The organism is Paraburkholderia fungorum, assembly GCF_046027215.1.
GTDB classification, from domain to species: domain Bacteria; phylum Pseudomonadota; class Gammaproteobacteria; order Burkholderiales; family Burkholderiaceae; genus Paraburkholderia; species Paraburkholderia fungorum_D.
In genome coordinates this window covers 555,970-573,855 of sequence record NZ_JAQQEN010000002.1, presented here as the reverse complement: position 1 = coordinate 573,855, position 17,886 = coordinate 555,970, and the positions used below count along the sequence as shown (strand labels likewise).

Annotated in this window: 19 protein-coding genes; 9 read left to right on the top strand and 10 right to left on the bottom strand. The window is 58.1% G+C overall.

Annotated features, from left to right (window positions below; genetic code table 11):
• The first annotated feature begins 35 nt into the window (after positions 1-35).
• Positions 36-587 (top strand): thioredoxin family protein, encoded by a 552-nt coding sequence (locus PQR27_RS23270; protein WP_408528279.1) that lies wholly within the window; start codon positions 36-38, stop codon positions 585-587.
• 103 nt (positions 588-690) lie between these two features.
• Here PQR27_RS23270 and PQR27_RS23265 read toward each other — a convergent pair whose 3' ends face one another.
• Positions 691-1,518 (bottom strand): alpha/beta fold hydrolase, encoded by an 828-nt coding sequence (locus tag PQR27_RS23265; RefSeq protein WP_408525994.1) that lies wholly within the window; start codon positions 1,516-1,518, stop codon positions 691-693.
• 490 nt (positions 1,519-2,008) lie between these two features.
• Between PQR27_RS23265 and PQR27_RS23260 the strand changes: the two genes are divergently transcribed.
• Complete coding sequence (locus tag PQR27_RS23260; RefSeq protein ID WP_408528278.1) at positions 2,009-2,431, top strand: VOC family protein; 423 nt, start codon at positions 2,009-2,011, stop codon at positions 2,429-2,431.
• A 393-nt stretch (positions 2,432-2,824) separates the two neighbouring features.
• Here the strand turns inward: PQR27_RS23260 and PQR27_RS23255 are convergent, their stop codons facing one another.
• On the bottom strand, positions 2,825-3,550 hold the full coding sequence (locus tag PQR27_RS23255) for a FadR/GntR family transcriptional regulator (protein ID WP_408525993.1): 726 nt from the start codon (positions 3,548-3,550) through the stop codon (positions 2,825-2,827).
• 380 nt (positions 3,551-3,930) lie between these two features.
• On the opposite strand from PQR27_RS23255, the gene PQR27_RS23250 reads away from it, so the two are divergent.
• Genes PQR27_RS23250 through PQR27_RS23240 form a run of 3 tightly spaced genes read left to right on the top strand, consistent with a single transcriptional unit; the run spans position 3,931 to position 6,212 of the window.
• Positions 3,931-5,034 (top strand): mandelate racemase/muconate lactonizing enzyme family protein, encoded by a 1,104-nt coding sequence (locus PQR27_RS23250; RefSeq protein ID WP_408525992.1) that lies wholly within the window; start codon positions 3,931-3,933, stop codon positions 5,032-5,034.
• Positions 5,035-5,086: 52 nt separating this feature from the next.
• Positions 5,087-5,212, top strand: coding sequence for a hypothetical protein (locus PQR27_RS23245; RefSeq protein ID WP_408525991.1), 126 nt, complete (start codon positions 5,087-5,089; stop codon positions 5,210-5,212).
• A 58-nt stretch (positions 5,213-5,270) separates the two neighbouring features.
• Positions 5,271-6,212, top strand: coding sequence for an AEC family transporter (locus PQR27_RS23240; RefSeq protein ID WP_408525990.1), 942 nt, complete (start codon positions 5,271-5,273; stop codon positions 6,210-6,212).
• Positions 6,213-6,277: 65 nt separating this feature from the next.
• On the opposite strand, the gene PQR27_RS23235 is transcribed toward PQR27_RS23240, so the two are convergent.
• From PQR27_RS23235 to PQR27_RS23215, 5 genes are all read right to left on the bottom strand, one after another.
• Positions 6,278-7,375, bottom strand: a complete 1,098-nt coding sequence (locus PQR27_RS23235; RefSeq protein WP_408525989.1) for an NAD(P)H-dependent flavin oxidoreductase — start codon at positions 7,373-7,375, stop codon at positions 6,278-6,280.
• A 192-nt stretch (positions 7,376-7,567) separates the two neighbouring features.
• On the bottom strand, positions 7,568-8,479 hold the full coding sequence (locus PQR27_RS23230; protein WP_408525988.1) for a LysR family transcriptional regulator: 912 nt from the start codon (positions 8,477-8,479) through the stop codon (positions 7,568-7,570).
• 68 nt (positions 8,480-8,547) lie between these two features.
• Positions 8,548-9,438, bottom strand: a complete 891-nt coding sequence (locus PQR27_RS23225) for a LysR substrate-binding domain-containing protein (RefSeq protein ID WP_408528277.1) — start codon at positions 9,436-9,438, stop codon at positions 8,548-8,550.
• 330 nt (positions 9,439-9,768) lie between these two features.
• A complete protein-coding gene (locus tag PQR27_RS23220) occupies positions 9,769-10,401 on the bottom strand; it encodes a DsbA family protein (RefSeq protein ID WP_408525987.1) in 633 nt (210 codons plus the stop codon).
• A 354-nt stretch (positions 10,402-10,755) separates the two neighbouring features.
• Complete coding sequence (locus PQR27_RS23215) at positions 10,756-12,267, bottom strand: CoA-acylating methylmalonate-semialdehyde dehydrogenase (protein ID WP_408525986.1); 1,512 nt, start codon at positions 12,265-12,267, stop codon at positions 10,756-10,758.
• 108 nt (positions 12,268-12,375) lie between these two features.
• Here PQR27_RS23215 and PQR27_RS23210 point away from each other — a divergent pair, with 108 nt between their 5' ends.
• Complete coding sequence (locus PQR27_RS23210; RefSeq protein ID WP_408525985.1) at positions 12,376-13,317, top strand: LysR family transcriptional regulator; 942 nt, start codon at positions 12,376-12,378, stop codon at positions 13,315-13,317.
• A 136-nt stretch (positions 13,318-13,453) separates the two neighbouring features.
• A complete protein-coding gene (locus PQR27_RS23205; protein WP_408525984.1) occupies positions 13,454-14,608 on the top strand; it encodes a YbfB/YjiJ family MFS transporter in 1,155 nt (384 codons plus the stop codon).
• Positions 14,609-14,770: 162 nt separating this feature from the next.
• Here the strand turns inward: PQR27_RS23205 and PQR27_RS23200 are convergent, their stop codons facing one another.
• The 3 genes from PQR27_RS23200 to PQR27_RS23190 all read right to left on the bottom strand — a co-directional run bounded on the left by PQR27_RS23200 (position 14,771) and on the right by PQR27_RS23190 (position 16,843).
• Positions 14,771-15,409 carry a glutathione S-transferase family protein gene (locus PQR27_RS23200; protein ID WP_408528276.1) on the bottom strand — a complete coding sequence of 213 codons (639 nt, stop codon included), beginning with the start codon at positions 15,407-15,409 and terminating at the stop codon, positions 14,771-14,773.
• 44 nt (positions 15,410-15,453) lie between these two features.
• Positions 15,454-16,446: a LysR family transcriptional regulator gene (locus PQR27_RS23195; RefSeq protein WP_408525983.1), complete on the bottom strand. Its 993-nt coding sequence runs from the start codon at positions 16,444-16,446 to the stop codon at positions 15,454-15,456.
• Between the two features lie 67 nt (positions 16,447-16,513).
• Positions 16,514-16,843, bottom strand: coding sequence for a hypothetical protein (locus tag PQR27_RS23190; protein ID WP_408525982.1), 330 nt, complete (start codon positions 16,841-16,843; stop codon positions 16,514-16,516).
• Between PQR27_RS23190 and PQR27_RS23185 the strand changes: the two genes are divergently transcribed.
• Together PQR27_RS23185 and PQR27_RS23180 are read left to right on the top strand one after the other, a co-directional pair.
• Positions 16,842-17,552, top strand: a complete 711-nt coding sequence (locus PQR27_RS23185) for an SDR family NAD(P)-dependent oxidoreductase (RefSeq protein ID WP_408525981.1) — start codon at positions 16,842-16,844, stop codon at positions 17,550-17,552. The two genes, PQR27_RS23190 and PQR27_RS23185, sit on opposite strands and share 2 nt — an antisense overlap.
• A 57-nt stretch (positions 17,553-17,609) precedes the next feature.
• On the top strand, positions 17,610-17,840 hold the full coding sequence (locus PQR27_RS23180; protein WP_408525980.1) for a tautomerase family protein: 231 nt from the start codon (positions 17,610-17,612) through the stop codon (positions 17,838-17,840).
• Positions 17,841-17,886: the final 46 nt, after the last annotated feature.

Here is a 17,886-nt window from a genome sequence, read left to right as displayed (position 1 = left end):
CCGCCATTCACTGCCCCTTATCCCAAGGACGTTTCATGTACACCTGGATCAGAACTTTCATTGCGATTGCCGCTCTTGCCGTTGTGGGAATAGTTGCTACGACCTCGGCTTCCCGCGGCTTCGAAATCGCCGGCGCCTCAAACGATATGCCCGCGAACCCGCAAATCGTCGGCATAGAAAAATGGCTCAACAGCGAGCCGCTGACGTTGCAGCAGACGCGTGGAAAAGTCGTACTCGTGGACTTCTGGACCTATTCCTGCGTCAACTGCCTTAATACGCTGCCCTACGTTAAGGACTGGGACCAGAAGTACAGGAATCAGGGGCTAACGGTGATCGGCGTACACACACCGGAGTACCCGTTCGAGCGCAGCCCTAAGAACGTCAGCGCGGCCGTCAGCCGCCTCGGCATTCGCTATCCTGTCGCCCTGGACAATCAGAACGCCACCTGGAATGCCTTCAACAATCAATACTGGCCTGCCGTCTACCTGTTCGACAAGCAAGGCCGGATCGTCTACAGCCACTTTGGCGAAGGTGACTATTCAAAGACGGAAGCCAAAATACGCGAATTGCTGGCCCAGGCGAACTAGAGCTCACGCCCTCACGTCATCGTGTTCTAGCACGCTATTGCGCAATGGCGACTGGCGAGCGGTGCCGCCAGACAGCGTTCGCTCGTCGCCATCCAATCGTGTATCACCGGGTTTCGGGCGAGAGATGCTTTCCGAGCCATCGAAGCAGCGTGTCGGTCACGAAGGACGGATTCTCCAGATTCGAGATGTGACCCGCTTCGGGTATGAGTACGTGCGGGCAGCCGATGATTTCCGCCATCCTGGTTGTTTCGGCCGGCGTGCGGGTAAAGTCCAATTCACCGCACATCAGGAGTGTACGATCCGCACTCAGACCTGCGAGACGTGACAGTGCATCGGGTCGACCAAAGATAAGCCTTCCCAGCGGAACAATCGAGCGCAGCAATTGCGTTGAAGACATGGCCTCCAATTCGCGTCGGAACGATGCCGGCCCTTCCCCATCCAGTGCAGCGCCAGGCCTGAAAAACAATGGCACGATGGCGTCGAGCATGGGGGGCGGAATGCGGCCCAGCGACTCAATCGTATCGAGCATCTGGAAATAGCGGTTGCGCGTCGTATCGGGCTCCGTACCCATGTCAGTGTCCATCAGGACGATGGAACGCACGCGTTCAGGTTCACGCAAAGCGAGTTCCGCTCCCCACATGCCCCCAACGGAAAGACCGACTATTGCGCATTGTTCAATGCCAAGCGCGTCGAGAAGTCCGCTCGCGTGAGCCGCGAGGTCGCCAAGAGTATGTGTGTTTTCGGGAAGCGGCCCCGACTGCCCATGGCCCCACAAGTCCGGCGTGATGACCTGACAGACACGCGACAACTCTTTTATCTGCGGCGCCCACATTGACGAATCCCACAAATAGCTATGTCCAAGCAGTACCGGAAACCCTGTACCCGATACCTGATAGTGCAGTTGATGTCCTGCAATCGTGACAAACGGCATTTCAAATTACCCAGGTTTATTAAAGCGGCACCAACACGATAGCCGCTACATACAACAGAATTCGTCAATCTACAGTTCAGTTTCTTACGTGGTCCAGCGCTCCAGAACGGTGCGCCGGCTTGCTACGCGACAGATTGAGAATGAGCTTCTGCCGCGCCGCCTCGTAGATGCCTCGTGAATTGACCTATGATGGTCTCTGTGACCCGAACCCGCATGTGCGCAATGGCGTTCGGTCAGCATTCAAAGGCAGGACGAATTAGACTATAAATTCCGTTCCGGAGCAGCCACGTACGCAACAGGACACATGCAGGCAGCGTTAGCCAATGCGCAACAATCTTCCAGATCTTGTCGTCACCGAACGACAGAGTTGGCCTCGCTAAAGGACATCCCGTTCGTGACGCTCAAGAAACGACGCGAACGGGTCGATCCATACTCATCAATGATCTGTCGCTTGCATCGGCACGTCATTATTTTAGAAGGAGACTTGAGAATGAAAGGCAAACCACTCACGCTCGGAATCGATCACCTTGGACTTACCGTCAGCAATCTTGGCGAGACCCGAGACTTTTTCATCAACTGCCTGGGTTGGACACAAGTTGGCGAGAAACCCGACTACCCTGCCTCGTTTGTCTCGGACGGTCGCATCATGCTGACGCTTTGGGAAGTGAAGAATAAGGAAAATGGCATCAATTTCGACCGGAAGACAAACATAGGCCTGCATCATGTCGCCTTTCGCGTCGGCAGCCAGGATGCACTGGCAGAAATCTTCGCCAAGGTTTCCGCATGGCCAGGCGTGGTCGTGGAGTTTGCACCAGAAGACCTGGGTGCGGGCCCCAAGCGCCATACGATGGTGTACGAACCGGGCGGGATCAGACTCGAGTTTGACTTTGACCCACGAGTCCAGGCTGACTGAGGAAAACCTATGTGCGAGTCCAGGGCACGAGCCCGAACTCGCACAATGTATTTACAAAAATCTTTGCGCCGTTCATTTTGCATTGCCACCTACTACTCCACGGCAAAAATCCTGCTGAATTGTCGCCTTGACGAGGACCTGGGATCGTGCGCGTGGATCTTGTTCACGCGCAAATGATTCGCTATGCTATTTATTCGATCCGCAGTGGGAGGTGATGTGAAATGAAGAGCGGAGACGGTTACCCGCCTCCTCGCCCAATTTGGCGGGTAGATCTGCGAGTAACTAACACCGCCAGGCGGCGCCTGACGCTTTTGCCAATCACATCGCAACCTCATCGCGCCGCTCATATTTCGTGCGGTCGGACTACCTCACCTGCGCCCAGAAAGACTGCGCTCAAACGAGCGTAATTTCATAGCCGAAGCGCGAGGCCGCATTGACAATATGCTGCCCCATCAAGTCGCGGGCGGCAGAGGGGTTTTTCTCGATCAAGGCCTGAAGGATTCCCTCGTGCTCCTGCCTTGCCGCGTTCGGCATTTTTCCGAACACGGGACCCGGACGCGAGAAAGCCGCTGCAATAAGCAATCGCATCGGTTCCAGAACGGTCCCGATCATGATCGCCAGGTAGTCATTGCCGGAGGCAGCCGCCACACCACGATGAAAATCCAGGTCGGCGCTCACCGTGTCGGCCGTGGGCGCTTCCTGGTTCCGCATCCGCTCGAGGGCGGACTGGATCGCGGCAAGGTGCCGAGGCGTCATATTGGTGGCCGCAAGACCGGCTGCCTGGCTTTCAAGCGCGGCGCGAACTTCAAACATATTGCGGATGGTGGGGTCGCCCTGCAACAGGTTGACGGAAACTCTGGGAGCAGGATCGCTTGCGCCCATGGTCACAAAGGCGCCCACCCCCTGGCGCGACTCGATTAGCCCCTGAACGCGCAGACTCGCGATCGCTTCTCGAATGACGTTTCTACTGACGCCAAAATTCTCCGACAGGTAGTGCTCGGTTGGCAGGCGGTCGCCAGGTTGCAGGCGCCCCGAAACAATTTCGTCGGTCAGGGCGCGCGTGATGTGCTCCGCCAGATGCGGGCGACGCTGTACCGGGCGGACGTTCAACTCACTCATGTCAACAATCTCTGTTTAGTCAGGCCACTTGCGACCACATTCTATATCCGTGGCGGAAAAATACGCGCACAAGTTGTCCAACAAGAGAAACTATTATGTGGGGCCTGTTCATTCCGGCCCAGGAGATTAGACAAGGGCCGGAATGCAGAAGTACGGCCTTTAGGCGTCTATTTGCCACGCCAGAAGGGCAACGGGTGGTTTGCAACAGAAGACCATCTCTCCTTTCCCAAGGGTAAACGATAGCCAAAAGAACATGTTGTTCTGTTGAAGGACAACAGGATGTCTAATATCATCCATCATCCGCAGACGGTCGGCACCGTCGTTCGCTGGCGGCACGAGGCGAATCAAGACATCAGTTGAGACTATCAGGAAGAGTCATCGTGAAGATTGCCAGCATAGAGTCCATCCCACTGCGAATTCCCTTCACCGCGGGCGGCCAGTCAGCCGCCGGAGCATGGGGTAGCGCGGGTCTGCAAACCGTAGACTCGCTGATCGTCAAGGTCACCACCGATACCGGCGTAACCGGTTGGGGGGAAACGTTCGGCTTCACCGCCATCCCGGCCGTCAAGGTGGTGATCGACACCATCCTCGCCCCGCAGGTAATCGGACAGGATGCAACCCAGCTTGAAAAGCTGATGCTCGACATGCAGAAGAAGTTTCATATCTTCGGGCGCAGCGGGGCCTTTATCTACGGGCTTTCCGCCATCGACATCGCACTCTGGGACATCGCCGGCAAGGTCGCGAACAAGCCTGTCTACCAGCTCCTCGGTGGCAGCGACGCAGTCTCGCTGCCCTGCTACGCCAGCCTCATCCGCTACTCGGACCCGGCTCTTGTGCGCGAGAACGTCGGCCGTGCGCTCAAAAGTGGCTTTCGCCATCTCAAGCTGCACGAGATCGACGTCGACTGCGTACGTGCCGCTCGCGAGGCCGCCGGCGACGACATCGATATCACGCTCGACGTCAATTGCCCGTGGTCCGTGCGCGAAGCGCTCGACATGGCCAGCAAGCTGCGCCCCTTCAACCTGCGCTGGCTGGAAGAGCCCGTCTGGCCGCCTGAAAACTATTCGGGGCTCGCGCGCATCCGGCAGGAAGGCGGCATTCCCGTTGCCGCCGGCGAGAACGCGTCGACCCTGATGGATTTCCAGCACCTCCTCGAAGCACGCTCGGTTGACTTCATTCAGCCGAGCCCCGCGAAGATGGGCGGCCTCACCGAGTTGAAGAAGGTCTACGCGCTGGCGAACGCTCATAACGTCACCGTCATGGTTCATACCTTCTACGACGGTCCAGGCCTGCTCGCCAGCGTGCACGCGAGCGCGGCACTGGGCGGTCCCGGCGCGCTGGTCGAATGGCGCTATTTCGACCTCGAGGCACAACTCTACGGCGACGCAATTATCCCCACCCATGGCGCGATCACCGTTCCTCAGGGACCAGGCCTCGGTCTCGAACCCGATGCCGACGTGATTCGCCAATATCGGCTGGCGTGAGTTCAACGCCACGCCCGAGGAAGCGCCGCTAGCCGGCGGCGCTTCCTCGGGCGTGGACAAGTGCAGCCCTTCGATCTTCATGGTCTGGTGGTACCAGGAAGAAAAAGAAGAAAAAGAAGAAAAACACATTACAGAAAAATGGACCACGCCGGGCGGCCGCCCCAACGCTGCCGGGTGACCGGAACAACGCGCTTACCCAGAGCCGCACGCCATCAATCATTAGGAGTGTCAAACTCATGCTGGATCGAATCGTAGGGCCCATACTGCCCGTCGCCTTTGTAATTGTTCTTGGGTATCTGGCCGGGAAACGAGGCAAGCTGAATCACTCAGATAGCCTTCTGATCAGCCGGCTTGTTCTCAACTGGATATTCCCCGCCCTTCTGCTCGTCGGCATGGCCAGCACGCCACGCTCGCAGTTGCTCGATTTCCGGTTTGTTATCGCAACGTTAATCGGCATTATGGGGATGTACGCGACTGCCTTTGCGCTTGGATGGTATCGATATCGCGAACTCAAAGCGGCGACGCTCAAGGGTTTCGTCTGCGGATATCCAGATGCCGCGTTCATGGGCATTCCAATCCTGCAGACCATGTTCGGCCCGGGAAGCCTCTATTCGGTGCTCGTGCTCAACCTGATTGCGAGCCTCATCATGATTCCGCTGACCACCATGCTTCTTACTGTCGCAAGCGGCAAGGGAAATGGGGCGAAGGCATTTGTTGACAGTATCTCGGCGGCAGTCCGCCGGCCGCTCATGTGGGCTCCGGCGATCGGGATTCTTTGCTCGCTGCTCGCAATCAAGCTCCCGCCTGTCATGGCGGATTCCCTTAACCTTCTCGGGAAAGCAACCCCCGGCGTTTCACTGTTGTGTCTCGGACTCATCATGTCCTCCGTGAAACTGAAACTTTCACGCGAGGTCTGGGTGAACACCGGACTCAAGTTGTTGCTGCACCCGGCGCTCATGGTCGCTGCAGCGTTCGTCCTCTCCGTTAAGGGACTCTATGTGCAACAGATGATCCTGCTTTGCGCGCTTCCGTCAGCAACGATACCCGCAATGTTTGCGAACGAGGCGGGCGCGTACCGAAGCGAGGCTGCCACCTCCATTCTGATCAGCACCGTTCTGTCGATCGTCACCTTTTCCGCTTCAATCTACCTCATTGATGGCGGTCTCGCCGCGGCCTGACAACCCGGCAGCCATTACGCCGATGACCCCGGGTGTCGCACCCGTAGTCATCGGCGTTCAGGTTTCTAGCCGGCAAACCGTTGCAGCTGCCGGACACTTTCATTCAACTCGCTCACCAGTTGCGAAAAAAGCTCAGCCGCCGGCAAGGACCTTGCGAGAGCTGCTGCCTGACCCGCCCACTGCGCGCCATAGCCGAATTCACCCTTGGCTTTGGCTGCAGCATGCAGTGCCTTCCCCGCGTCATAGGCAATGGGATACGCGGGCGGTTCAGGCGATTGCAAGTCGTTGCCGAGCTCCGTGAACCGGTTGCTCAAACTTCTCGCGATCCGTCCGGAGATTGCCGTCGTAAAGGTGGTGTGTCGAGCGGATTCACCGAGCAGTGCGCGGCGATACCCTTCGTCAATCGATGTTTCCGGGCACGCAACAAACGCGGTTCCGAGCTGTGCAGCCTGAGCGCCGAGCGCCAGTACCGCCGCGATCCCCGCGCCGTCCATGATGCCCCCGGCCGCGATAACCGGTAGCTGGAATTCTTTGGCCAGCAGTCGGGTAAGCGCGAACGTGCCTAACCGATCGTCTGGCGCTTCAGGATCAAAGACACCGCGATGACCGCCGGCCTCAATACCTTGTGCAACGATGGCGTCGACATCCGAAGCCGCAACCTCAGCAGCCTCCTTAAGGTTTGTCGCTGAAGCCAAAAGCTTGATTCCGGCCTTCTTCAACGCATCAATCGTTTCAGACGACGGCAAACCGAAGTGAAAACTGACAACCGCCGGCTTTTCCTCGAGGAAAACCTCGAGCATCGCCGGGTCAGCAATGAAACTCGTGTAGATCTCGGATAGCGACGCGGGCGGCACCGCGCCGAATTGTTCAAACCGGGGAGCAAGCCAGTTTAGCCACTGCCGCTCGACCGCCTGATCAGCCGTCGCGGGGCGATGACAAAAAACATTGATGTTGAACGGCTTATCCGTCAAGGCACGCGTTTCCCTGATCACCTTGCGAGCGCCTGCCGCATTCATTGCTCCGACACCCAGAGAACCCAGGCCACCTGCGTTGGATACGGCTGCGGCAAGCGCGGGGGTATTGACGCCGGCCATCGGCGCCTGAATGATGGGTATCTCGATACCTAGCAAACGCAACAACGCATTGTCAGTCTGATTAGTCATGTTCCGTCCTCTTCAAATAGCATTGGTTACATATCCCGGTAGCCTGAACTGCGCCGAGGCAGAAACGCCATTGCAACGCTAGTCGAAGTCCGGTTCCGAAAGCAGGGGTTGAGCAGAGTGTGGGTAGCATCGTGCAGGATTGGCGGCGTCTGCTCGAGTCCTTCTGAAAACAGTCAATGTCTGACAGGCCTTCTATTTACCCAACTTCTCCATCAGAAAGTCCACAAAGCTCCGCACGCGTGACGAGAGATGCCGGCCATGCGGATAAAGCAGAATAAATGGCCGCGAACAGCCTCCGTAGGGCGTCAGCACTTCCGTGAGCGTTCCGTTCGCGATGTCCTTTTCAACAATGAATCGATAGGTCTGAAATAAGCCGGCACCGTGGCGCACCAGTGTCACGCCCGCGAGCACATCGCCTGAAGATCCATATCCGCCGCGCGTGGTGATTTCGACGGCGTCGCCGTCACGGTTGAACTGCCACGGAATATTGCGGCCCGTACTCGGCAGTTCGAACTGGATGCAGTCGTGGTTGATCAGATCGTCAGGAGTCTCAATCTTTCCTGCGGCTCGCAGATACGCGGGCGACGCCACGACCACCAGTTCCGAGTCTTCGAGTTTCCGCGCAATAAGGCCCGAGTCGCGCGGAGCCCGCCCTCTGATCGCCAGATCAAAGCCTTCATCGGCGAAGTCGATGTTGCGGTTACTCAGGTGCATTTCCAGCGTAACCTCGGGATAGCGCTCGCGAAACTCTGGCAGAAGGGGCAGGACGCGATAGTGACCGTACGGCGTTGGCATGCTGAGTCTGAGGACACCGGCCGGCGTAGTCTGTTGCCCCGTCGCTTCGCGCTCCGCGTCAGCCAACTGACTGAGTGCCGAACGGCATTGTTCAAAGTATCTCTTTCCCAGGTCCGTCAAGCGGATTTGCCGGGTTGTCCGGACGAACAATCGTGCACCGAGGCGCTTCTCAAGCCGCGCGACCGAACGGCTGACTGCCGCAGGCGTCACACTGGCCGCATTGGCGGCGACAGTGAAGCTCCCCAATTCAGCCGCGAGGCAAAAAAGTTCGATACTGCCCAGAAGAAGATCTTCAAATTGACGCTGCATGGTCTCTCAGACATAAGATGGCGGCGCGCCTGGAAGACAACGAATCGTTGCGTTCCATCAGGCCAAAGTCAGGCGCCGCCAGGAAGAAATTTGAGCAACTCCTTGTATGGCCCGCTGCTGTAACCAGGTCGCGCGATGAGAAACGTATCGACAGTGGCAATCTCCTGCGTACGGACATCCATCGGGGTGCGCTGCAGTTCCAATATCGATTTCGGACAAAGCGCGAAACAGGCACCGGCCGCGACACAAGCGAGAATGGCATGATAGGAAGCGAGCTCAAGGACCTTCCAGTTGCGATTCCCGTCGAAATCCCTGGAGGATAACCAGCGCTCCAGCACGCTGCGATAAGTGCAGCCATCAGGAAACGCAGCCAGCGTCTTAACCCTGAGGTCGCCTGGCCCCTTCACCGCTGGGTGATTGGGCGGCAGCACCAGCACCATATTTTCATGGTAAGCAAGCGTTGCACTGAGCCCGCGGCCGGCAATCCTGCAATCAGGTTCTGGGGAATCGAAAATACGGGCATCGGCCACAAACGCGCAGTCGAGACGTCCGCCCTCCACGTCCTCAGCTAGCGAGCGAGACGTGCCTATGGCAATTTCGAGTTCGACCTGTGGCCACATGGTGTGGTATCCAGACAGAAGCGCCGGGAGGCGCGCAGCGGCAGTACTTTCCAACGCACCAATGCGCAGCGGTCCGGCCATACTTTCCGGATTCATTGCTGAGCGTGCTTCTTCGGCAAGCGACAACAGACGTTGGGCGTACTCTAGCATTCTTCGCCCGCTGGGGGTCAGCGTCATCCGCCTGCCGCTCCTCGAGAAGAGCTTGACCCGCAGTTCGTCCTCGAGCTGCTGGACTCGCGTAGTCACGTTTGACTGTACGCGTGCCAGATTATGAGCCGCCCGAGTGACGCTTTGCTCCGTCGCAACGGCACAGAATATTTCTAGCGATGACAAGTCCATTTCGCCCTCAGTCAAATTCTCGATCAAGGATACGTCTGAGGCGAATGTTCAGTCTGAGCGAACGTCAGGTCAACCGGCGGACGGGCAAAACTCTCTTTCCAGGGTGGAAATCCCTCGAATACCGGCGATTCAAAACTGCGGGCGACTCCGTGCTGGAATGTGGTCCGATCGCCCTGCGGGCGATACGCCGCGCATGGCGGGTCAACGAACTGTCACAGTGTGCCCCCGGCCGATACTGATACCGCGAGCGGCCATCATTACCGCCCGGGAATATATTGTCCGCACTTTGCCATCCCCGGAAAAACCGGGACAGGCGGCGGCTTTGTGCGGTCAGGCAGCCAGACGAGCGAGAGTCTGTCTAACCTGCGCAGCCGGCATGAAACCCGAGCCAATACGGCCGAGCTTGCCATTCCACTCGACTAGCAACGTCGGGAAACCCGTGACACCCAGATTCTGCGTGAGCGCAAAATCCGCGCGCGTCGCCTGGATGACTTCGTCCGAGGACCAGCGCGAGAAGAATGCCTCCGCATCGGTGTCAAAGCCTGCCGATTGCAACGACGCGGCGCCGACCTCGGCCAACACCTTGCCGTCGGTCGTATCGAGTCCATCAACGTAGAACGCTCGCTGGAAGGCGCGGAAGACGCTCAACAGATCCACCGAAGGCGCCATCACGCGGGCGGTAACCACCGCGCGGCAGATCGGCTCCGTGTCGTATACGAAGTTCTTCCGTGCGAGTAACGCATCGCGATTAAACTCCGCACCGCTCATCTGCTCGACACGCGCCCAGTGCGTCAGACGGAACTGCTTGCCGGCGTCATCCAGAACCTGCGTCGAACCTGCGCCCATACCGCCCAGCACAATCTGTACTTCGAGTTCGGGCATGCTTTCAACAATCGACGTCATCTCCTTGCCGAAGCCGTAGCACCAGGAGCACATCGGATCACCTACAAATATAAGTTTCATCGCTTTTCCAATTCATTCATCAACCATGCAAGAAAACGGCACGCGCCTTTCTCAACTTGCCGAACGCTCAGGTGCATCCAATCCAGGAGGACAGGAATCCATCCGATGCACCGAGGGAAAGCACGTCGTGCACAGACTATAAGCCGTCGCTGCGACATCACAAACGCAGTGGGCCTCAATTCAGTCTTTACACCGTGTAACCAGGCTCGGACCAGCGCGGCGAGGCATTCCCGGCTCTGGCCAATGCGGCGATGAACTTGCTCGCGCATTGACAACCAACACCGCTGAACGAAATGCAAGCGCCGCACAATACTGCATGCGGCGCTTGCTCAGTCAGTCCAGGAAGACAGCGACTTACTTCGCCGTCGGCATTGCGAATTCAGCGCCCTTTTCAATGCTCTCCGGCCAGCGTTGCATGATGGATTTCTGCTTCGTGTAGAACCGGACCCCCTCTTCGCCGTAGGCATGGGTGTCGCCGAACAGGCTGCGCTTCCAGCCGCCGAAACCATGCCATGCCATCGGGACGGGGATAGGCACGTTAATCCCCACCATGCCCACCTCGATACGGCGCCCGAATTCGCGAGCAATGTGGCCATCCCGCGTGTAGCAGGCGACGCCGTTGCCAAACTCGTGAGCATTGACCAGATCAACTGCTTCACTGAAGTCCTTGACACGAACGCAACTCAGGACCGGTCCAAAGATCTCTTCCTTATAGATTCTCATGTCTGGCTTGACGTTGTCGAAAAGCGTACCGCCTGTAAAGAATCCGCCTTCGTGACCGTCTACTTTCAGACCGCGGCCATCCACAATCAACTTCGCGCCCTCTTCGATGCCAATCCCAATGTAGCTTTCGATGCGTTCGAGCGCCTGGCGCGTGACGATCGGTCCCATTTCGGCATCCGCTTCCATGCCATTCTTGACGACCAGTTTGCGCGCCCGTTCGGCAAGCTTCGGGATGATTCTGTCCGCGACGTCGCCAACGAGAACGGCAACGGAGATCGCCATGCATCGTTCGCCAGCGGAGCCGTAGCCCGCTCCGATCAGCGCGTCGACGGCCTGATCGATATCGGCATCGGGCATGATCACCATGTGATTCTTGGCACCGCCGAGAGCCTGAACGCGCTTGCCGTTCCGCGCACCGGTCTCGTAGATGTAGTTGGCGATCGGTGTCGATCCCACGAAGCTGACAGCCTTTACGTCAGGATGCGCCAACAGCGCGTCGACAACAACCTTGTCGCCCTGAACCACATTGAAGATGCCGTCGGGCAGGCCCGCTTCCTTCAAAAGCCTTGCCATGAACAACGACGCGGAGGGATCACGCTCACTTGGCTTCAGAATGAACGCATTGCCCGCCGCAATCGCAACGGGGAACATCCAGCACGGCACCATGCACGGAAAATTGAATGGCGTGATGCCTGCGACAACGCCGAGCGCCTGGCGTGTTGTCCAGTTATCCAGCCCTGTAGAAACCTGCTCCGTGTAGTCGCCCTTCAGCAGTTGAGGAATACCGCAGGCAAATTCGATGACATCGATCCCGCGTGACACCTCGCCTTGCGCGTCAGAAAAGACCTTTCCGTGTTCAGCGGTGATGATTGCGGCCAGTTCGTCGCGGTGCCGGTTCATCAACTCGAGAAAGCGCAGCATCACGCGGGCGCGGCGGATCGGCGGCGTGTTGCTCCACTTCGGAAACGCGGCCTTCGCGCTTGCAACGGCAGCGTCCACGTCCGCGGCGTCGCCAATCAAAAGGCTCCGCGGCGTCTCGCCGGTCGCCGGGTTGAAGATTGCCTGAGTACGCGCCCCGGTTCCCCGCACGGCTTCACCGCCGATGAAATGTGTAACATCTGCAGTATCGTTAAATGCTTGCATCTCGACTCCACTTGACTGGTTGGCAATGAGTGAAGTTTAGGAACCTCCTTCCAGTCTGGAAAGGCGTTAAGATTGAAATGATTGTTTTCCAGGGTGAACAATAGACGTATGGATACACGAAAGGTTGAAGGCCTGTGGACCCATTTGCACTGGCTGACGGTTCTTGCGGAACATGGCACCTACACGGCTGCGGCGGCCCGCCTTGGCGTTAGCAAAGCAGCAATGAGCCAGCATATCGCCGAACTGGAGCGAGCCACGGGTGTCGCACTGGTGCAACGCACCACGCGCAGCGTGCGCTTCACTGAAGCGGGGCAGCGGCTCGTCGATAGCACGCGTCTGGATTACGAACATATCGCGACCAGTTTCTCCACCGTCAGGGAAATGGCGGGCGTGGCACGCGGATTGATCCGGGTGACGGCACCCGTCGCATTCGTTCGGCAACAACTGGTGCCGAAAATGTCCGCATTCCTGCGAGCGAATCCTGAGGTTCGGGTACAACTCGAGGTTTCCGACCGGATTGCCTCAATTGCCACCGAAGGTTTCGATCTAGCGATCAGACATAGCGTCCACGCTCCCGAGACGCACGTGGCATGGAAGCTTTGCGACACGCATTCGGTCATCGTCGCGACCCGCGCATACCTGAAACGCCGGGGTCAACCGGCGTCACCTGCGGATCTTTCGACGCATGACTGCCTGTTCTACCCCCGTCCCTTGGGGTCGGGCATCTGGTCGTTCGAGCGAAAGACAGCGCGCAAAACAAATACCGAGCCGGTTTCGATTACCGTGAACGGCCCATTTTCCGCAAACAATAGCGAAGCTCTGCGAGACGCAGCGCTTGATGATCTGGGCATCGCGCTCCTGCCTGATTTCACCGCGCAGGCGGCGATCCGGTCAGGAAAACTGGTCGTTCTCTTACCTGATTGGCGCCCTGTTGGTAGCTTCGCCGAACAACTGTATATCGTCCGGCCGTACGCTCCGCACGTGCCGCGAGCAGTCGGACTCTTTGTCGCCTATCTCCGCGAAACGTTCGCGGGCGGCTTCCCGCCCTGATGTTGTCCACTAAGCGTCGCGGTTAGTAAAAAGAGTGTTAACCCAGCGCGCGTTGTTCTATTTCCCACCCTGAGAGATTATCCCCGCCCGAACGGGTCCGAATTCAGGCAAAGAAATGAACAATGGAAGTACCAACATGGACAAGACGGTGACGCAGTTCGACAGTGCTCCAATTCTGGAGACACTCGCCGGTGCATTGATCCTCGCTGTGGGAATGGGTTTTGGCCGGTTCTCGTTTACCGGCATGTATCCGCTGATGGTGAAGGAGGCCGTGATCAGTGTTGCAGGCGGCTCGCTGGCCGCCTCGGCCAACTATGCTGGCTATCTGGTTGGCGCATTGATCGCCAGCCGCCTTGATCATCGACACGCCGCGCGCCTTTGCCAGTTGTCGATGCTCGGCACGCTCGCGTGCCTTGCTCTGCTTTCTCTTCACCTTGGCACAGCATTTGTTGTTGCCGACAGATTTGTTGCTGGCGCCATGAGCGCCGTTTCCATGATTGCAGCGTCCATCTGGCTGTTCCATGTGATCGGCTACCATCATGGCGCACCGGTCCTGTATGCAGGGGTCGGGCTTGGAATTGTCGTGTCGGCCGAGTTGATTGCGTTCGGTGGGACCGCCGGTTTGAGCAGCGCAGGTCTCTGGATGCTTCTCGCGCTCGCCGCGGTCATTCTCTGCTCGCTCGCGTGGTCAAAGGTGACCAGCAAGGCGAGCATTCACGCCACCCAACACCACGCAAGCGCTGGATCGACCGCAACAGCACAGTCCACAATCGGGCCCTGGATCCTGATCCTTATTTATGGACTCGCCGGCTTCGGTTATATCGTGACGGCGACGTATCTGCCACTTCTCGTGCGGAACGCCCTTGAGCATACCAACCCGGTTCATGTCTGGGCAGCATTTGGCCTCGGGGCCGCCCCGTCGTGCTTCCTCTGGCACTGGCTTCATCACAGGCTGGGAAGTCGCGTCGCCATGGCAACCAACCTGATCGTGCAGGCGGTGGGCGTGGTCCTTCCTGTCGTCAGTCCGTTGGCACTGGCATTCCTCGGCAGCGCGGTTCTGGTCGGCGGCACCTTTATGGGAACGGTGACCATCGCCATGCCGGCGGCGAAGCGAGTCGCGCATCACGTCAAATTCAATATCATGGGTACCCTGACCGCGACTTACGGTATCGGACAGATTCTCGGACCGTTGGCGGCCAATCAGCTTTTCTCCCACACGCAGTCTTTCAATCAGCCGCTGATGGCCGCTGCCGCGGCACTCGTTATCGCGGCGTTGGCATGTTTTATTTGATCCACTGTCAACTTCGATCGCGGCAGACCGCATGGGGTGATCGACAATGAATCGCGACTGCCCATGCGTCTGGTGAAAAGATCGCCACGCGTATCGACCCAGCGACCATGGGGACGCAAGGCCGATCATGCTGGGCACCCTCGCAGGTAGAGGGCTGCCCGATTATTCCTTCAGGTCGTCGATCTTCACCGAGAGTCCGCGCTGAACGGCCGGCCTGGCGCACATCACGTCGTACCAGCGCTTGACCGCGGGGAATTCGTCGAGCGAGATCAGGTGACGTTCGTGCCGCCACGCCCAGCCAAGTACCGCGAAGTCGGCGATTGAAATGTCACCGGCAACGAACTCGGTCGACGACAGCCGACGCTCGAGAACGGTATAGAGTCGCCGCGTTTCGGCGGAATAACGTTTCAACCCGTAGCGCCGGTCTTCCTCGGCCTCGACTCCGCGAAAATGATGGACCTGTCCCGGCATCGGCCCGAAGCCACCCATCTGCCACATCAACCATTCGAGGACCGGCACTCGCTCTCTCAAGCCATCAGGCAAAAACTTTCCCGTCTTCTCCGCAAGATAGAGCAGGATGGCGCCGGACTCGAAAACGCTGATGGGCTGGCCACCTGGCCCCTCGGTATCGACGATCGCAGGGATACGGTTATTCGGGCTAATCCGCAGGAATTCAGGATCGTGCTGTTCGCCCGCAAGAATGTTCACCGTTTTTACGGTGTACGGCAATGCCATCTCTTCAAGCGCAACGCTGATCTTTCGACCGTTCGGCGTATTCCATGTATGCAACGTGATTGTCATGTCAGAAGTAACAGAAGTTGATTGTTGTGGCCAAATCGACGCTTTCACTCCGCATCCAGGCCATCGGTAGCGGCGCACACGCGTGCCGTCAATTGCGCCGGTTTCGACGCTCCTCCGACCGCTTCAGCGTCGGTACTCAGAACAGCACCCATCCACTCGCGCAGGAACTCGATCCAGGTCCTGATTTTGGCATCGAGGTAATGCCTTGACGCATAGACGGCAAAGACATTCAGTGTTTGCAGATGATATTCCGGCAAGACTCGCACGAGCGCGCCTGAGCGGAGCAGAGACCGGATAGCGAACGTAGGTAAGGCGCCGATTCCCATGCCTTCCTGCACGGCAGCGGCCATTGCGTCTGGAACATTCACCTTGAACCGGCTATCGGGCAAGCGGAACTCATACTGATTGTTTGCGCCCTCAAGCAGCCAGCGATCCGCTGGGAACACTGGAATGGCAACCTGCAAACAGGTGTGATGCGATAAATCCTCGACCGTCTCAGGCGTGCCGTGAATCTCGAGGTACGCGGGTGACGCGCATAGAACACTGTATAGCTTACCCAGCCGATGCGAGATATACGCGGAATCGGGAAGCGAATCCGGCGCGACGCGCAATGCCACGTCATACCCATCTTCGATCAGGTCAGGGACGTTTTGCGAGAGAGTCAGTTCGACCGTGACGGCTGGATAGCGCGCCTGATAGGCTGCGATCGCGGGAATCAAATAGGTTTGGCCCAGGCTCGACATCGCGTGAACCCGAAGCGTACCCACCGGCTTCGCGTGTGCGTCCGACGCCTCCGCTTCCGCTTCCTCGATCTCAGCCATGATCCGGTAGCACCGCTGAAGATAGCGCTCACCCGCCTCCGTCAGCGCGATGCGTCGAGTCGTCCGGTTCACCAGGCGAGTACGCAGATGGGATTCGAGTTCGGAAATTGAGCGCGAAACATAGCCTGTCGTCGCATCCAGTTGATGCGCGGCCGCGGTAAAGCTCTTTGCCTCGACCACTCCGACAAAGATTTTCATGTTGCGCAACGTGTCCATGCTGCCCTTACCGACCCTATCGAAATCAAACCATGATGGCGTGCCGTTGGCGGTAGCAAATGGTGCCTCATTTCCGCGAAGCGCGCATTTTCTGGATCGAAATGAAACACAGGCATTGTTTCCGCACAAGAAACGAGGCATCAGGAGCGATGTTGCGAGACGGCGTGGAGATGACGATGCGCGGGCGCTTTTTCTGCCCCAATGCGCGGACAACCACTGCGCGAAGGCGACCCAGCAAGCCCTGCAGCGGAATGTTGATTTGTTCTCGCTGCGCAAGACTGTTTGTCCAGTGCGGGTATTCGAAACCTCGTTCAATGCGCCTACATTTAGCCTGTATCGGAGCCGTCGGCCCGATCGGCGCCTGAAGCCGAACAAACCAATTTTCGAGGTTCAGCATGAGCACGTCACAAAAGGTTGTGGTTGTTACTGGCGCATCGCAAGGCATTGGCGCCGAGGTGGTGAAGGCATTCCGAAAGCTGGACTATCGTGTCGTCGCCACCGCGCGTTCGATCAAACCATCGGACGATTCGAACATCCTGACCATCGCCGGCGATATCGGCGACCCGGCCACCGCTAAACGTGTCATTTCTGAAGGTGTGGCACGCTTTGGCCGCATCGACACGCTGGTGAACAACGCCGGCATCTTCGTCGCGAAGCCCTTTACCCAATACACCGCCGAAGACTACGCCGCTGTGATGAACGTGAATATGGCGGGCTTCTATTACGTCACGCAACTCGCCATTGCCGAAATGGAAAAACATTCGAGCGGTCACGTAGTGAGCATTTCGACCAGTCTCGTTGACCACGCGATCGACGGTGTGCCTTCCGTCCTGGCATCGCTGACCAAAGGTGGTCTGAACGCCGCCACGAAGTCGCTGGCGATTGAGTACGCCAAGAAAGGTATTCGCGTGAATGCCGTCTCGCCGGGGATCATCAAGTCGCCGATGCATGCGCCGGAAACTCACGCAGCGTTGGGTGCCCTCCATCCGGTGGGACACATGGGTGAGATGAGCGATATCGTCAACGCCATCCTGTTTCTTGACTCGGCACCGTTCGTCACGGGCGAAATCCTGCATGTCGATGGCGGCCAGAGTGCCGGCCACTAAAACTTCCCGGGCGCCGCAAGTCGGTGCTTCTTCATCCCTAGAAAACAGGATGGCGCCATGCCTATCGTCACGATCCAGGTCACCCGCGAAGGTAGCAAACCCGGCAATGATTCAGTGACAGCCGAGGAAAAGGCTCAACTCATCAAGGGCGTCAGTGATCTGTTGCTCAACGTCCTGAATAAACCTCTCGAGGCGACGTTTGTTGTCATCGAAGAGGTCGAAATGGAAAACTGGGGCTGGGGCGGCCTTCCGGCTGCCGAATTTCGCAGGCAGCGCGCACTCAAGTAGGTGCCGTATCAGCAATCTGGTCTGCTCCTCGTGATGGGAGCGGGCC

Bases quoted from the DNA above. Each gene is read 5' to 3' on its own strand.
- PQR27_RS23205 (WP_408525984.1), top strand. From the start codon at position 13,454: ATGGACAAGACGGTGACGCAGTTCGACAGTGCTCCAATTCTGGAGACA.
- PQR27_RS23195 (WP_408525983.1), bottom strand. From the start codon at position 16,446: ATGGACACGTTGCGCAACATGAAAATCTTTGTCGGAGTGGTCGAGGCA.
- PQR27_RS23270 (WP_408528279.1), top strand. From the start codon at position 36: ATGTACACCTGGATCAGAACTTTCATTGCGATTGCCGCTCTTGCCGTT.
- PQR27_RS23200 (WP_408528276.1), bottom strand. From the start codon at position 15,409: ATGACAATCACGTTGCATACATGGAATACGCCGAACGGTCGAAAGATC.
- PQR27_RS23180 (WP_408525980.1), top strand. From the start codon at position 17,610: ATGCCTATCGTCACGATCCAGGTCACCCGCGAAGGTAGCAAACCCGGC.
- PQR27_RS23225 (WP_408528277.1), bottom strand. From the start codon at position 9,438: ATGGACTTGTCATCGCTAGAAATATTCTGTGCCGTTGCGACGGAGCAA.
- PQR27_RS23190 (WP_408525982.1), bottom strand. From the start codon at position 16,843: ATGCTGAACCTCGAAAATTGGTTTGTTCGGCTTCAGGCGCCGATCGGG.
- PQR27_RS23220 (WP_408525987.1), bottom strand. From the start codon at position 10,401: ATGAAACTTATATTTGTAGGTGATCCGATGTGCTCCTGGTGCTACGGC.
- PQR27_RS23235 (WP_408525989.1), bottom strand. From the start codon at position 7,375: ATGACTAATCAGACTGACAATGCGTTGTTGCGTTTGCTAGGTATCGAG.
- PQR27_RS23210 (WP_408525985.1), top strand. From the start codon at position 12,376: ATGGATACACGAAAGGTTGAAGGCCTGTGGACCCATTTGCACTGGCTG.
- PQR27_RS23260 (WP_408528278.1), top strand. From the start codon at position 2,009: ATGAAAGGCAAACCACTCACGCTCGGAATCGATCACCTTGGACTTACC.
- PQR27_RS23240 (WP_408525990.1), top strand. From the start codon at position 5,271: ATGCTGGATCGAATCGTAGGGCCCATACTGCCCGTCGCCTTTGTAATT.
- PQR27_RS23215 (WP_408525986.1), bottom strand. From the start codon at position 12,267: ATGCAAGCATTTAACGATACTGCAGATGTTACACATTTCATCGGCGGT.
- PQR27_RS23230 (WP_408525988.1), bottom strand. From the start codon at position 8,479: ATGCAGCGTCAATTTGAAGATCTTCTTCTGGGCAGTATCGAACTTTTT.
- PQR27_RS23255 (WP_408525993.1), bottom strand. From the start codon at position 3,550: ATGAGTGAGTTGAACGTCCGCCCGGTACAGCGTCGCCCGCATCTGGCG.
- PQR27_RS23185 (WP_408525981.1), top strand. From the start codon at position 16,842: ATGAGCACGTCACAAAAGGTTGTGGTTGTTACTGGCGCATCGCAAGGC.
- PQR27_RS23265 (WP_408525994.1), bottom strand. From the start codon at position 1,518: ATGCCGTTTGTCACGATTGCAGGACATCAACTGCACTATCAGGTATCG.